The sequence below is a fragment of the Brevundimonas sp. LPMIX5 genome (assembly GCF_003576505.1).
Taxonomy (GTDB): domain Bacteria; phylum Pseudomonadota; class Alphaproteobacteria; order Caulobacterales; family Caulobacteraceae; genus Brevundimonas; species Brevundimonas naejangsanensis.
The window spans coordinates 241936-257127 of record NZ_QWTZ01000010.1; the positions used below are offsets into that span (position 1 = coordinate 241936).

The following is a 15192-nucleotide window of genomic DNA, read 5'->3' on the forward strand; positions in this document are numbered from 1 at the left end:
ACGGACTGTGAGTTGCGGCGGCCTATCTGATGGCTTAATCGCCGCCCCATGACCGACGAAGCCTCCAACCGCCCCGAAGCCCGTGCTCCCCGTGGGTTCGCCGACCGTCGCGGCCGCGACCTGACCGCCGAGCGCCGCATCGTCGCGCGCGTGTCCGAGGTCTATGAGCGCTGGGGCTTTGAGGCGCTGGAGACTCCGGCGTTCGAATACGCCGACGCTCTGGGCAAGTTCCTGCCGGACGCCGACCGTCCGAACGAGGGCGTCTTCGCGCTTCAGGACGATGACGATCAGTGGATGGCTCTGCGCTACGACCACACGGCGCCGTTGGCCCGTTTCGCCGCCCATAACTGGGAGATCTTGCCCAAGCCGTTCCGCCGCTACGCTTATGGGCCGGTGTGGCGTAATGAGAAGCCGGGGCCGGGCCGCTTCCGCGAGTTCTGGCAGTGCGACGCCGACACTGTCGGGTCGGACCGGCCCGAGGCCGACGCCGAAATCATCGCCATGGGCTGCGAAGGTCTGCGCGCGGCGGGTCTGGTGGCGGGGCAGGCGGTGATCCGCGTCTCCAACCGCAAGCTGTTCGACGGCCTGTTCGACGCGGGCGGGATCACGGATCCGATGCAGCGCCTGACCGCCCTGCGCGCGGTGGACAAATACGACCGCCTGGGCGTCGAGGGCGTGCGCCTGCTGCTGGGCGAGGGGCGTCTGGACGAGTCCGGCGACTACACCAAGGGCGCGAATCTGCCCGCCTCGGTGATCGGCGCGATCGAAGCCTTCCTGGCCTCGGCCGAGGCGCCGGGTCTCAGCCGTGCTGGCGTGCTGGACGCCGTATCGGGCGCGGCCCGTTCGGGTTTCTTGGGCGCCGCGGGCGAAGAGGCGCTCAAGGAACTGGCCGCCATCGACCGCGCCCTGACCGCCATGGGCGTTTCGCAGGACGACGTGCGCTTCGATCCGACCATCGTGCGCGGGTTGGAATACTACACCGGCGCGGTGTTCGAGGCCGAGCTGCTGCTGGACACCAAGGACGAAAAGGGTCGGGCCGTGCGCTTCGGCTCGATCGGCGGCGGCGGGCGCTATGACGATCTGGTGTCGCGCTTCACCGGCCAGTCGACCCCGGCGACGGGCTTCTCCTTCGGCGTGTCGCGCCTGGCCTCGGCCCTGCGCGCGGCCGGACGCGGCGCCGAGGACGCGACGCGCGGGCCGGTGGTGGCCATCGTCTTCTCTGAGGACGACATGCAGCACTATCTCGACGCCGTGTCCGAACTGCGGGCGGCGGGTATCGCCGCCGAGCTCTATCTGGGCCGGGCGGGCATGAAGGCGCAGATGAAATACGCCGACCGGCGCGGCGCCCCGGCCGCCGTCATCCTGGGCGGAGACGAGATCGCCGCCGGCCAGGTGACGATCAAGGATCTGGACGCCGGACGCGCCCGCGCCGCCGCCATCGCCGACAACGACGCCTGGAAGGCCGAACGTCCAGGGCAGCAGACCGTGGCGCGCGATCAGCTGGTGGCCGTGGTGCGCTCTATTATCGAATAGTCTTCGATAATATCCATGACGACGTCGTGACTTATCAGCGTTTAGTCATAAAAGCGTAGGCTTTCGGCGCTCGCTTGGTTGACGCGCCCCGGCCAATGGCGTCATTTGGTCTCACTCAAGAGGCGCAGCGGTAAGCCGCAGCGACATCTTGAAGGCGTTTCGGGGAGGAAACGTCCGCTCCTGAGAGAGCGTGAAGGCCCGCTGCGATGTATCCCCCGCAGCGGGCTTTTTCATGCCTGAAGCTCAACGACTATCGAAGAGTGTTCGAGAATGTGCGCGCTGCGGTGCGGCGTCCATGAAAAAAAGGGCCGGAGCGTCGCGGCTCTGGCCCTCTTCATTCAGCAGGCGGCGTCCTTACCAGATGCGGACGCGATCTTCTGGGGCCAGGTAGTATTTGTCGCCGGGCTTGACGCCGAAGGCCTCGTACCAGGCGTCGATATTGCGCACGGGGCCGATCACGCGGAACTCGGCCGGGCTGTGCGGATCGGTGGCGATCTGGTTCTTCAGCGCGTCCTCGCGGTACTTCGACTGCCAGACCTGCGCCCAGCCGTAGAAGAAGCGCTGGTCGCCCGTCACGCCGTCGATAACCGGCGCCGGCTGGCCGTTCAGCGACAGGTGATAGGCCTCCAGGCCCACCGCCGTGCCGGCGGCGTCGCCGATGTTCTCGCCCATCGTCAGGCCGCCGTTGACGTGGAAGCCGGGCAGGGGCTCGAACTCATCGTACTGGGCGCCCAGGCGGGTGGTCAGGGCCTTGAAGTTGGCCTTGTCCTCTTCGGTCCACCAGTTGCGCAGCACGCCGTCGCCGTCGGACTTGGAGCCCTGATCGTCGAAGCCGTGGCCGATCTCGTGGCCGATCACGCCGCCGATGCCGCCGTAGTTGACGGCCGGGTCCGCGTCCGGATCGAAGAAGGGCGGCTGCAGGATCGCCGCGGGGAAGACGATCTCGTTATTGGCCGAGTTATAATAGGCGTTCACCGTCTGCGGGGTCATGCCCCACTCGTCCTTGTCGACCGGCTGGTCGAGGCGCGACAGACGGTAGTTCCACTGGAACTGACCCATGCGCTGGCTGTTGCCGAACAGGTCGTCGGCCTTGATCTCCAACGCCGAATAGTCGCGCCACTTGTTCGGGTAGCCGATCTTGACGGTGAATTTCTGCAGCTTCTCCTGAGCCGCCGCCTTGGTCTCGGCGCCCATCCACGTCAGGTTGTCGATGCGGTGCGACAGGGCGGTGCGCAGATTGGCGACCAGTTCTTCCATCTTGGCCTTGGATTCGGCCGGGAAGTATTCGGCGACGTATAGACGGCCCGCCGCCTCGCCCAGGGCGCCCTCGGCGAAGCTGATGGCGCGCTTTTCACGGCTGCGCTGTTCGGGCTGGCCCGACAGGTCGCGCGAACGGAATTCCCACTGGGCGTCGGAGAAGCGTTTGGACAGGGCGCCCGCCGCATCGTCGGTGGTGTGGAAGGCCTGCCAGGCCTGCAGGGTCGCGACCGGCGTCTGGGCGAAGACGGCGGCGATCTTGGGCATGGCTGTGTTCTGCCGCACGATCAGGCGGTCGATCGAGCCCAGGCCGGCGGCGTTGAAATAGCCGTTCCAGTCGAAGCCCGGCGCGTCGGCGGCCAGGGTCTGGATCGAGTATTCATTATAGGTCTTGTCGCGGTCGCGGCTTTCCACCGGCGTCCAGTGGGCTTCGGCGATCTGGTCCTCAAGGGCGACGATGGCGGCGGCCGAACCGGCGGGATCGTTCCAGCCGATATTGGTCAGCATTCGCTCGACATAGGCCTGATACTTCTCCTTTTTGTCGGCGAAGCGGGCGTCCAGATAATAGTCGCGGTTGGGCAGCCCCAGGCCCGACTGGCCCGTAGCCACGACGTACCGGGTCGGGTTTTTCTGGTCGATCGTGATGCCGGTGCCGAAGAGAGACGACCCGACGCGGCCCTGGGTCTGGCCCATATAGGCGGCGATCTTCTCATGGGTGTCGGCGGCGCGGATGGCGGCCAGGAACGGCTGCAGCGGCTGGGCGTCCAGCGCCTCGATGCGCGCCTCGTCCATATAGGAACGGTAGGCGTCGGCGATCTTCTGCTCGTCGGAGCCAGCTGTCAGGTCAGAGCGGCCCGCCAGGCCTTGCACCAGTTCCTTCATCCGGTTGTCGGACAGTTCGCGCAGCAGGGCGAAGGAGCCGTAGGAGGTGCGGTCCGACGGGATGGTCAGCTTGTCGAAGGCGGCGCCGTTGGCGTAGCGGAAGAAGCTGTCGCCCGGCTTTACCGAGGTGTCGCGGCCCGTCAGGTCGAAGCCCCAGGTCCCGTATTTGGGCGCTTCGGTTCCCTGCCAGCCCGAAGCGCCGCCTGAGGCGTCCGGAGTCTGGAACAGTTCGAAGACGGTGCAGGCGTCGTCGATGCAGGCATGGTCGTGACCATCGCCCGCCAGGGCGGCGGCAGGCGCCAGAAGGGCGACAGCGGCTACGCCGACAAGCAGTTTCTTCATGGATGTTTCCTCGTTTTCAGCCCCTGGGGCCTCGGGCGCGAACCCTAGGCCGGAAGCGCGGAGCCCTGTCTTAAAAAAAATTCATCCAGAGAGCGAGGGGCAGGGTGAAGGCGGGACTGCAGCGGCGGAGGCCGGACACTTGCCGACGCTCCAGTAGAGGTCTGTAAGAGTAAAGTCTCGCTGGGATGAGGCCCGTCATTTGTAACATCGCGCCGCGGCTATTCGTATAATTGCGTAGTGTTCTTGATTGCCCGGCGAGGGCAGGGCAGAGATTTTTGCCAGCCGCGACCCATTTTGGTCATTGTTCGGTGATGAAAGTTCGCCCTTAGTTTCAGGGGCGCCCGTCGTCTTCAAAGTTCGGGCCGGGTCGAACGACGCGGTCTGGATTGGCGAGCGCGCCGCCCATTTAAGCCCAGAGCCACCTGTCTATGCGCGTGCCCTCCCCCTCTCTTGCTGAAACCGTCGAAAACGTTGCGCCTCCGCGGATGAATCGCCGCCAGGCGGCGAAGGTTCGTACGCGCCTCAAGGTGCTGGATGCGGCGCGGACCCTCTTCGCCGAGCGCGGCTATGACGCGGCGACGATCCGCGACATCGCCAAGGGCGCCGGAATGTCGACCGGCGCGGTCTTCGCCAACTTCCAGGATAAGGCCGAATTGTTCGAGACGGTCTTCTCCGAGGAAATGGAAGGCCTGCTGAACGACATGCGGACCGGCGCTGCGGGCGTTGAAGGCCGCGTCACGGATCGCCTGACCGCCGCTCTGACGGCCGGTTATCATCGCTCGCTGGGGCATCTGCCGCTGATGCAGGCGATGGTCGCGCGCTCCTGGTTCCAGCCGGAAGACGCCGATCAGCGCTCGCGCGCCTTCGTCGGTCCGCTGGTTCTGTGGATTCAGGACCTGCTTCAGGCGGCCGTGGGTGAAGGCGAGCTGCGCCAGGACATCGACCAGACCCTGCTGCCGCGCATGATCTGGGACACCTTCATCTCCAACTTCCGCTACGCCGCCTATGACGGCTGGGGCGTTGAGGAATTGACTCCTCATATGCGCAAGCAGCTGGACCTGATCCTGTCCAGCCAGATGGCGCGCCAGTAAGCCCAACGCTTTCTGATCCTCCTTAAGGGCCGCTTGCTTCGGGCGAGCGGCCCTTTTTGCATCCGTGGACTGACAGGCGCGCCAACGACGGCGTTGGGCGCGCCCTCATCTTCCTGTCGGCGCGACGGAACGTCGCGGCTGTTCGCGTGTTGCGTCCTTTCAAGGCCAAGCTGCGGGAACAGGAGGGGCGAGATGCCATCCATCGAGCGTGGGCGCGGATTCGGAAGCGTCCTGGTAAGGCTTCTGGGCATTGTCATCGCCCTGATCGGACTGACGCTGACCATAGGCGGGGGTCAGCTGATCATGCTGGGCGGATCGGCCTATTATCTGATCGTCGGCCTGTTGATGATCGTGTCGGGGGGGCTTCTGGCTCTGCTCAGACCCCTGGGCGCCTGGCTCTATGTCGCCATCTTCATCGGCACCGTCGTCTGGGCGCTGTGGGAGGTCGGGCTGAACGGCTGGGCCCTGGTGCCGCGTGTCGTGGCGCCGCTGGTGCTGCTGATCGCCGTGGTCTTCAGCCTTCCGGTGCTGAAGCGCGACGGAGGCGGCGGTCGACTGGTGCTCAGCGGACTGGCGGCCATCGTCGTTTTCGGCCTGATTTCCGGCGTGGTGGTGGCTCAGGCCAACAAGGCCAGGGTGTTGAGCCCCGTGCCCGGCGCGGCGAGCGGCGGCGCGGGCGACCCGGCGGTGCTGAAGGTCGGCGCCGACTGGCCCGCCTGGGGCGGTTCGGACAGCGCCCAGCGCTATTCGCCGCTGAACCAGATCACCAAGGACAATGTGAAGGGCTTGCAGCGCGCCTGGACCTTCCGCACCGGCGACTTGCCCGATGAACGCTGGGGGGCAGAGACGACCCCGCTGAAGGTCGGCGACACCCTCTATCTGTGCTCGGCCCGCAACCGGCTGTTCGCGGTCGATGCGGCGACGGGCAAGCAGAAGTGGACCTATGACCCCAAGGTCGCCGACGACCAGATTCCCTATACCGCCGCCTGCCGCGGCGTGACCTATTACGCCGCGCCCAATGTCGACGCGGCCCAGCCCTGCGCGACGCGCATCATAGAGGGCACGCTGGACGGACGCCTGGTGGCCGTGGACGCCCGCACGGGCGCGCCCTGCGCCGGGTTCGGAAGCAACGGCGAGGTCAGCATCAAGCACGGTATGGGCGACCCCTATCCGGGCATGGTGTCGATCACCTCGGCGCCGGTGATCGTGCGCGGGGTGGTGGTGACCGGCCATCAGGTGCTGGACGGTCAGAAACGCTGGAACGCCTCGGGCGTCATTCAGGGCTTCGACGCCATGACGGGCGAACTGCGCTTCGCCTGGGACATGATGCGTCCGGATATCACGACCCTGCCGCCCGAGGGCGAGACCTATACGCCCGGCACGCCGAACATGTGGACCACGGCGACAGCCGATGAGGCGCTCGGCCTGGTTTTCCTGCCGATGGGCAACTCCTCGGCGGACTACTATTCCGGACTGCGCCGTCCGGCGGAGAATGAATATTCGACCTCTCTGGTCGCGCTGGACGTGACCACGGGCAAGCCGCGCTGGCATTTCCAGACGGTGCGCAAGGACGTCTGGGACTATGACCTCGGCTCGCAGGCGACTCTGGTCGACATGCCGGTCAACGGGACCATGGTTCCGGCGGTGATCCTGCCGTCCAAACAGGGCGATCTCTACATTCTGGACCGCCGCACCGGCCAGCCGCTGCACAAGGTGGAGGAGCGCCGCGTGCCGCAGGGCGGCGTCGAGCCGTCGCAGCGCAGCCCGACCCAGCCCTTCTCGCTGTTCCACACGCTGAGAAAGGCCGACCTGACCGAGCGTGACATGTGGGGCATGTCGCCGATCGACCAGATGGTCTGCCGCATCCAGTTCCGTCAGGCGGCCTATGACGGCTACTTCACCCCGCCGACGGCGGACCGTTACTGGATCCAGTACCCGGGCTATAATGGCGGCTCGGACTGGGGCGGGGTGGCGGTCGATCCGGCGCGCGGCGTGATCGTGGCCAACTACAACGACATGCCCAATCACAACCGCCTGGTGCCTCGCGCCGAGGCCGACCGTCTGGGCTGGTTCCCGCGCGACGATCCCCGCTACATCGAGCGCGAGAAGGAGGCGGCCAACCGCGGCGGCAATCTGTCGAAGTCCAAGGCCGAGGGCGCGGGCGACCCGCAGATGGGCGTACCCTACGCCATCGACGTCAATGCGGGCTGGCGGGTCAAGTTTACCGGCCTGCTGTGCAAACAGCCCCCCTATGGCGGGATGCGGGCCATCGATCTGAAGAGCGGCCGCACCCTGTGGGATCGTCCGTTCGGCACGGCGCGCAAGAACGGACCGTTCGGCATCCCCTCCATGCTGCCGCTGGAGATCGGCACGCCGAACAACGGCGGCTCGGCGGTGACGGCGGGCGGGCTGATCTTCATCGCCGCCGCGACGGACGATCTGATCCGGGCCATCGACATCGAGACCGGCAAGACGGTGTGGTCGGACGTGCTTCCGGCAGGCGGTCAGGCCAATCCGATGATCTATGAGCAGAACGGCCGCCAGTATCTGGTCATCATGGCCGGCGGGCATCACTTCATGGAGACGCCGCGCGGGGACTATGTGATCGCTTATGCGCTCCCTGAAAGGGGCGCATAAGCACTCTTTTTGGGGGCCTATCGCCCTTCGGGCTGCTTGAGGCCCCGCTTGAGGTGAGGAAGGCCGGAGTTCGGGCTCCGGCCTTCTCTGCGTCGGCGATGGATCAGGGGCGCGTCTGGCCCTGGCCGCGCACCACATATTTGTAGGTGGTCAGCTGCTCCGCCCCGACTGGCCCGCGCGCATGCAGCTTTGAGGTCGAGATGCCGATTTCGCCGCCGAAGCCGAACTCTCCGCCGTCGGCGAACTGGGTCGAGGCGTTGATCAGGACGATGGCGCTGTCTACGCCCTCGGCGAAGCGTTCCGCCGCCTTTTCGTCGGTGGTGACGATGGCCTCGGTGTGGCCCGAGCCGTAAGCGCGGATGTGCGCGACCGCGTCGTCCACGCCTTCCACCACGCGCACCGACAGGACGGGGGCCAGGTATTCGGTGGTCCAGTCGGTCTCGACAGCCTGGGCCATGCCGGGGACCAGGGCGCAGGCTTCGGCGTCGCCGCGCAATTCGCATCCGGCGGCGATCAGGTCGGTGGCCACAGCGGGCAGCAGGCGCTCGGCCGCCGCGCGGTCGACCAGCAGGGTTTCGGTCGCGCCGCACACTGAGACGCGGCGCATCTTGGCGTTCAGGGTCACGCGGCGGGCGACGTCCAGATCGGCGGCGGCGTCCAGATAGGTGTGGCACAGGCCCTCAAGGTGGCCGAGCACGGGCGCCTTGGCTTCTGACTGGACGCGGGCGACCAGACTTTTGCCGCCGCGCGGGATGATCAGGTCGATGGCGCCGTTCAGGCCTGAGAGGATGGCGCCGACGGCCTCGCGGTCGGGGGCAGGGACGAGTTGGATGGCGTCGGCGGGCAGGCCCGCTTCGCTCACGGCGCGGGCGACGACGGCGGCGATGGCGCGCGAGGAGTCGAGGCAGTCCGAGCCGCAGCGCAGGATCGCCGCATTGCCCGAACGCAGGCACAGGGCGGCGGCGTCGGCGGTGACGTTCGGGCGGCTCTCATAGATGACGGCCAGCACGCCGATGGGGGTGCGGACGCGGGCGATGTCCAGACCGTTGGGCGGGGTCCAGCGGGCCATTTGGGCGCCGACGGGATCGGGCTGGGCGGCGATGGTCTCGACGGCGACGGCCATGCCCTCGACGCGGGCGGGATTCAGGGCCAGACGGTCGATCAGAGCCTCAGACAGGCCGCCTTCGCGGGCGCGGCTTACGTCGCGGGCGTTGGCGGACAGGATCTCGACCTCGGCGGCGCGCAAGCCGCTGGCGAGCCGATGGAGCGCGTCAGTACGGGCGTCCGGAGTCGTGGCGCGCAGGGCGTCGGCGGCGGCGCGGGCGCGGCGGCCCATGTCGATCATCATGTCCAGCATGGCGGCGTCGAGGTCGCTCATCGGTCCTCCAGAACCAGATCGTCGCGGTGGATGACGACCGAGGGGCCTCGGTAGCCCAGCAGGCCTTCGATCGCGTCGGAATGGCGGCCGCGGATCAGGGCGATCTCATCGGCGGCGTAGGACGCCAGACCGACGCCGATGCGCGCGCCGTCGGGGCCGGTCAGGCGCACGCTGTCGCCCTTGCCGAAGTCGCCGCTGACGGCGAAGACGCCGGAGGGCAGCAGGCTCTTCCCCGCACGCAGGGCGGCGACGGCCCCCGCATCCAGCGTCAGGGCGCCGCCGGGCGCCACGCTGCCCGCGATCCACTGTTTCCACGCGGCCAGAGGGGTGGCGGGCGCCAGGATCAGGCTGGCGCGGGCGCCGTCCAGCACCGCCCTCAACGGGTAGTCGGTCAGGCCCGAGGCGATGACGGTGGCGCAACCGGCCGAGGCGGCGATCTGGGCCGCCGCCAGCTTGGTCGCCATGCCGCCCGTGCCGACCCCGGCCTGTGTGTTGGCGCCTGACGCCATCGACAGCACTTCAGGCGTCAGACGCTCGATCAGCGGCAGGTGACGGGCGTCCGGATCGCGGCGCGGGTCAGCGGTGTAGAGGCCGTCCACATCGGACAGCAGGATCAGCAGGTCGGCCCGGCCGAGTTGCGCCGCGCGCGCGGCCAGGCGGTCGTTGTCGCCGTAGCGGATCTCTTCGGTGGCGACGGTGTCGTTCTCATTGACCACAGGGACGACGCCGTGGGCCAGCAGGGCCTCCAGCGTCGCGCGGCCGTTGAGCCAGCGGCGCCGCCGCTCGGTGTCGTCGCGGGTTAGCAGCACCTGTCCCGCCATCAGCCCGTGCGGGGCCAGGGCCTCTTCCCAGGCGTGCATCAGCAGGGACTGGCCCACGGCGGCGGCGGCCTGTTTGTCCTGAAGGCGGCTGGTAAACAGGTTCAGCCGTCCGCGCCCCAGAGCCACGGCGCCGGAGGAAACGACGATCGCCTCGCGCCCCTGTCGACGCAATGCGGCGATGTCCGCGGACAGGCTGGCCAGCCAGTCGGCGGCGACGGCGCGTCGATCGGCGTCGAACAGCAGGGACGAACCGATCTTGACCACCACCCGGCGCGCCTGGGCCAAGGCGGCGGCAGGCGAGGCGGCGGCCTCAAGGGCTTCGGGGAGGGCGGCGGAGGCGGTCACCCAGCCTCCCTATCGCAAGATCATCGATTGAGCCATGCTGCAGGCGATGATTGTTCAGTGTGATGGTGTTCTTTCAGCCCTAATCAGAAGAATATTCTTCTGGAGCATGAGCGGTCAGAAGAAGCGCCAAAGAAAACGCCCGGCGGGCGAACCAGCCGGGCGTCTCAGTTTCAGCTTGAGGCTGAAGGTCAGGCTTCGGGATCGGGAGCCTGTTCCCAACCGCCCGCCAGGGCCTTGAACAGGCCGATCTGGTAGGTGGTGACCTGGGCTTCCGAGGCGGCCAGGGCGGCGTCGGCGCCGGCCAGGGTCCGCTCGGCGTCCAGCACCGTCAGGAAGCTGTCGGCGCCCGCGTCGAAGCGCAGGCGCGACAGGCGCGCCGCCGTGGCCGCCTGATCCCGTGCTGTGCGCAGGGCCGTGCGGCGGTCCAGTTCGTTGGCGTAGGCGCTGAGCGCCGTCTCGGTCTCCTGCAGCGCCGTCAGCACGGTCTGGTCGAAGGTCGCCAGGGCGGCGTCCGACTGGGCGCCAGCCTGTTTGATCCGCGCCCGAGCCGCCCAGACGTTGGGGAAGGACCAGGAGATCAGCGGGCCGACGCTGAAGCGCATATTGGCGCTCTCGCCCAGATCCGAGGCGTCGAGCGCCGTCGAGCCCAGCGACCCGCCCAGACGGATGCTGGGATAAAGGCCGGCGGTGGCGACATTGACGCGGGCGGCGGCGGCCGACAGGCGGGCTTCCGCCTGACGCACGTCGGGACGACGCGCCAGAAGGGCGGCTCCGTCTCCGACCGGGATCGGCTGCGACAGTTGCGGCGGCGACTGGCAGGCGCGGGCCGCATCGCTGGCCTCGGCAGGGGTGCGGCCGGTCAGCGTGGCCAGGCGGAACAGGGCGCCGTCGCGCGCCGCCCGCAGGGGCGGTAGGCTGGCGCGAGTCTGTTCCAGCGCGGCGCGGGCGCGGGCCACGTCCAGACCGTTGCCGGCCCCCCCGTCCAGCAGGCGCTGGGTCAGGTCGACGGTCTGGGTCTGCAGGTCGATGGTCCGCTCGGCCACGGCGATCTGGGCGTTGGCTGAGCAGGTGTCGGCGTAGGCCCGGGCCGTTTCGGCGGCGACGGTCACCCGCACGACTTCAAGCGCGGCGGCGGCGGCGGCCACATCGCCCCGTGCGGCGCGGATGGAAGATTCCACCCGACCGAACAGGTCGATCTCATAGGCCACGTCCAGACCGACGTCATAGGTGTCGACTTCCGGCAGCTTGGCGCCGTTGGCCGTGGGTACGGTGTCGGTCGAGGCCCGGCTGCGGTTATAGGCGGCCGAGGCCGTGGTGGTCGGGAACCGGCCCGAGCGGGCTTCGGACAGCGAGGCCCGGACGGCGCGCAGATTGGCCGCGGCCGCCTCCAACTCGTTGTTCTCGGTCAGGGCCTGCTGGATCAGGCCGTCCAGCGTCGGGTCCTGATACAGCCGCCACCAGTCGTCGCGGGCCGCCTCGGTCGAAACCGAGGCGGATTGCGAGCCGATGAAGGCGCCCTGGCCTTCGGCCGGGATCGTCGGGAGCGGCGCCTTGGGACCCACCGCGCAGGCGGCGAGCAGGGCGGCCGACCCCGCGGCGGTCAGCAGAGTGCGGAGTTTGCCGTTCATTTACGCATCTCCCTGGCGCGGAGCGGCGGGAGCCGCTTCCGGGCCGTCGGGGTCAAAGGGGTCGTGCGGCGTGGAGCCGAAGCTGGTGGGGAGCTCGCGCTCCTTGCCCGGCGCCTTGGGCAGCTTGCCCGCCACCCAGCGACAGAGGACATAGAAGACCGGGGTGAAGATCAGACCGAAGAAGGTCACCCCCAGCATTCCATAGACGACCGCGATGCCCAGGGCGTTCTGCATCTCCGAGCCGGGGCCCGAGGCGATGGCCAGAGGCAGCACGCCGAAGATGAAGGCGAACGAGGTCATCAGGATCGGGCGCAGGCGCTGACGGGCGGCCTGAACAGCGGCCTGCCAGCGGTCGAGGCCTTCGTTGTCCTCGGCCTGTTTGGCGAACTCCACGATCAGGATGGCGTTCTTGGCCGCCAGCGCGATCAGGACCACCAGACCGACCTGGGTCAGGATATTGTTGTCCAGACCATGCAGGTTCACCCCCAGGATGGCCGCCAGGATACACATGGGCACGATCAGGATGACCGCCAGCGGCAGGGTGAAGGCCTCATAGTTGGCGGCCAGCACCAGGAAGACGAACACCACCGCCATCAGGAAGATGATGGTCGAGCCGCCGGCCGCCGCCTTCTCCTGGAGGGCCAGTTCGGTCCATTCGTAGCCGAAGCCCTCGGGCAGGGTCTTGGCGGCCAGTTCCTCCATCGCGGCGATGGCGTCGCCGGTAGACACGCCCGGCGCCGCTTCACCCTGTAGTTCCGAAGCCGGGAACAGGTTGTAGCGGACCACGCGCGCCGGGCCGGAATCGTCGGCCAGGGTCGCCACCGAACCGATCGGCACCATGCCGCCCGAGGCCGAACGGACCTTCAGGTTGGCGATGTCGGCCAGTTCGTCGCGATAGGCGGGCTCGGCCTGGGCGGTGACGCGGAAGGTGCGGCCCAGGAAGTTGAAGTCGTTGACGTAGGTCGAGCCGAGGTAGGTGCCCAGGGTGCTGAACACGGTCGACGGCTGGACCCCCATCAGCAGGGCCTTGTCGCGATCGACGCTGGCGGCGATGCGCGGCGAGCCGGTGTTGTAGAGGCTGAACACCTGCTGGACCTCGTCCGGCATCTGGGCGGCGGCGCCCATCATGGCGAAGGTCGCGCCCTCCAGAGCCTTGAAGCCCGAACCCGAACGGTCCTGGATCATCATCTTGAAGCCCGAGCCGGTGCCCAGGCCCTGAACGGGCGGGGGCGACAGCATGAAGATGCTGGCTTCCTCGATGACGCCGGTCGCGCCGCTGAGCGCGCCTGCCAGGGTCGAGGCCTCCAGCGCGGGCGTGGTGCGCTGGTCGTAGTCGTTCAGCTTGATGAACATGGTCGCGGCGTTGGACGACATGGAGAAGCTGGAGCCGTCCAGACCGGCGAAGGCGGTGACTTCCTGAACGCCATCGGCCTTGCGGACGATCTCGACAGCCTTGTTCATGGCCGCCTTGGTGCGTTCCAGCGAGGCGCCCGGCGGAAGCTGGACGACGCCGATCAGGATGCCCTGATCCTGGGCCGGGATGAAGCCGGTGGGCGTGTCGGCCATGCGCCAGCCGGTCAGGGCCAGCAGGGCGGCGTAGATGACCAGCATGACCGTGACCATGCGGATCAGTCGGGCGGTCATGCGGCCGTAGCGGTCCGACACCCAGTCGAAGCCTTCGTTGAACTTGGCCCCGGCCCAGCCGAGGTAATAGGTGATCGTGCCGATCAGGCCCGGCTTGCGGCTCTCGTCGTGGTCCTTGTGCGGCTTGAGCAGCAGGGCCGACAGGGCGGGAGACAGCGTCAGCGACACCAGCAGGGAGATCAGCGTCGCCGAGGCGATGGTGACCGCGAACTGGCGGAAGAAGATGCCGGGGATGCCGGGCACGAAGGCGGTCGGCACGAACACCGAGGTCAGCACCAGGGAGATGGCGACCAGGGCGCCGGACACTTCCTGCATCGACCGATAGGCGGCTTCTTTGGGCGTCAGCCCCTCGCGGATGTAGCGCTCGACGTTCTCGACCACGATGATGGCGTCGTCGACGACGATGCCGACGGCCAGAACCAGGGCGAACAGCGACAGGGAGTTGATCGAATAGCCCAGGGCCAGCTGCACCGCGAAGGTGCCGACCAGGGCGACCGGGATGGCCAGGATCGGGATAATGGCCGCGCGCCAGGTCTGCAGGAAGACCAGGATGACGATCATCACCAGGAAGACGGCTTCGATCAGCACGTGCTCAACGGCCGAGACCGAGGCGGCGACGTATTCCGTCGGGTTATAGGGGATGGCGTATTTCACGCCCGGCGGGAAGTCGGCCTTGATGGCGTCCAGCTCTGCGATGACCTTGTTGGCCGTCGACAGGGCGTTGGAGCCGGGCTGCTGGATGATGGCGACGCCGACGCCGCGCTGGCCGTTGAAATAGCCTTCGACGCCGTAGATTTCCGAGCCGAGTTCGACGCGGGCGATATCGCTGACGCGGGTCACGCGGCCCTGAGCGTCGGTCTTGAGCACCACCTTGCCGAATTCTTCCGGCGCCGCCAGACGGCCCTCGACCTGAACCGGCAGCTCGAAGGCGGCGGCGTTGGTCGGGAAGGGAGGCTGGCCGATCGACCCGCCTGCGGCCTGAACGTTCTGGGCCTGCAGGGCGGCGATGATCTCGGGCGCGGTCAGGTCGCGCGCGGCGGCCTTGGCCGGATCGATCCAGATCCGCATGGCGTAGTTGCCGCCGCCGAAGACCTGGACGCCGCCGACGCCGTCGATCCGCAGCAGGCGGTCGCGGATCGTCGACTGGGCCAGATTGCCCAGATAGTCGCTGTCGATGCCGGGATCGTCGGACGTCAGCGAGGCCAGCATCAGGAAGCCGGTCGACTCCTTGTTGACGACCACGCCGACCTGACGGACCTGCGCCGGCAGGCGCGGCTCGGCCAGGGCGACCCGGTTCTGAACCAGCACCTGGGCGGTGTCGAGGTCGGTGCCGGGCTGGAAGGTCACGGTCACGCTGACCCGGCCGTCCGAGGTGGACGACGAGGTCATGTAGAGCATGTTCTCGACGCCGTTGATCTCCTGTTCGAGCGGTGCGGCGACCGTTTCGGACAGGGTTTCAGCCGAGGCGCCGGCGTAGGAGGCGGTCACGCTGATCGTCGGCGGGGCGATGTCCGGATACTGCGCCAACGGCAGCATCGGCATGGCGAAGGCGCCGACCAGGGTGATGAAGACCGAGATCACGATCGCGAAGATCGGTCGGTCGATGAAGAAGCGGGAGATGTTCATGAATCAGG

8 protein-coding genes are annotated in these 15192 nt (G+C 68.0%); 3 read left to right on the forward strand and 5 right to left on the reverse strand.

The window, feature by feature from the left end; all coding sequences use genetic code 11:
* Nucleotides 1-48 precede the first annotated feature (48 nt).
* Complete coding sequence (gene hisS / locus D1604_RS10840; RefSeq protein ID WP_119413279.1) at nucleotides 49-1533, forward strand: histidine--tRNA ligase; 1485 nt, start codon at nucleotides 49-51, stop codon at nucleotides 1531-1533.
* Between the two features lie 354 nt (nucleotides 1534-1887).
* On the opposite strand, the gene D1604_RS10845 is transcribed toward hisS, so the two are convergent.
* Nucleotides 1888-4014: a M13 family metallopeptidase gene (locus D1604_RS10845; protein ID WP_119413280.1), complete on the reverse strand. Its 2127-nt coding sequence runs from the start codon at nucleotides 4012-4014 to the stop codon at nucleotides 1888-1890.
* A 485-nt stretch (nucleotides 4015-4499) separates the two neighbouring features.
* Between D1604_RS10845 and D1604_RS10850 the strand changes: the two genes are divergently transcribed.
* Nucleotides 4500-5105, forward strand: a complete 606-nt coding sequence (locus tag D1604_RS10850) for a TetR/AcrR family transcriptional regulator (RefSeq protein ID WP_051130257.1) — start codon at nucleotides 4500-4502, stop codon at nucleotides 5103-5105.
* A 192-nt stretch (nucleotides 5106-5297) separates the two neighbouring features.
* Nucleotides 5298-7742, forward strand: a complete 2445-nt coding sequence (locus tag D1604_RS10855; RefSeq protein WP_119413281.1) for a membrane-bound PQQ-dependent dehydrogenase, glucose/quinate/shikimate family — start codon at nucleotides 5298-5300, stop codon at nucleotides 7740-7742.
* Nucleotides 7743-7845: 103 nt separating this feature from the next.
* Here the strand turns inward: D1604_RS10855 and D1604_RS10860 are convergent, their stop codons facing one another.
* From D1604_RS10860 to D1604_RS10875, 4 genes are all read right to left on the reverse strand, one after another.
* On the reverse strand, nucleotides 7846-9120 hold the full coding sequence (locus D1604_RS10860; protein WP_119413282.1) for a glutamate-5-semialdehyde dehydrogenase: 1275 nt from the start codon (nucleotides 9118-9120) through the stop codon (nucleotides 7846-7848).
* The gene (proB, locus tag D1604_RS10865; RefSeq protein ID WP_119413283.1) at nucleotides 9117-10286 is read right to left on the reverse strand and encodes a glutamate 5-kinase; all 1170 of its coding nucleotides are present in this window, start codon (nucleotides 10284-10286) and stop codon (nucleotides 9117-9119) included. Before proB ends, D1604_RS10860 begins: the two co-directional genes overlap by 4 nt.
* A 188-nt stretch (nucleotides 10287-10474) precedes the next feature.
* Complete coding sequence (locus D1604_RS10870; RefSeq protein ID WP_119413284.1) at nucleotides 10475-11914, reverse strand: efflux transporter outer membrane subunit; 1440 nt, start codon at nucleotides 11912-11914, stop codon at nucleotides 10475-10477.
* A complete protein-coding gene (locus D1604_RS10875) occupies nucleotides 11915-15184 on the reverse strand; it encodes an efflux RND transporter permease subunit (RefSeq protein WP_119413285.1) in 3270 nt (1089 codons plus the stop codon). It abuts the gene before it with no gap.
* Nucleotides 15185-15192 lie beyond the last annotated feature (8 nt).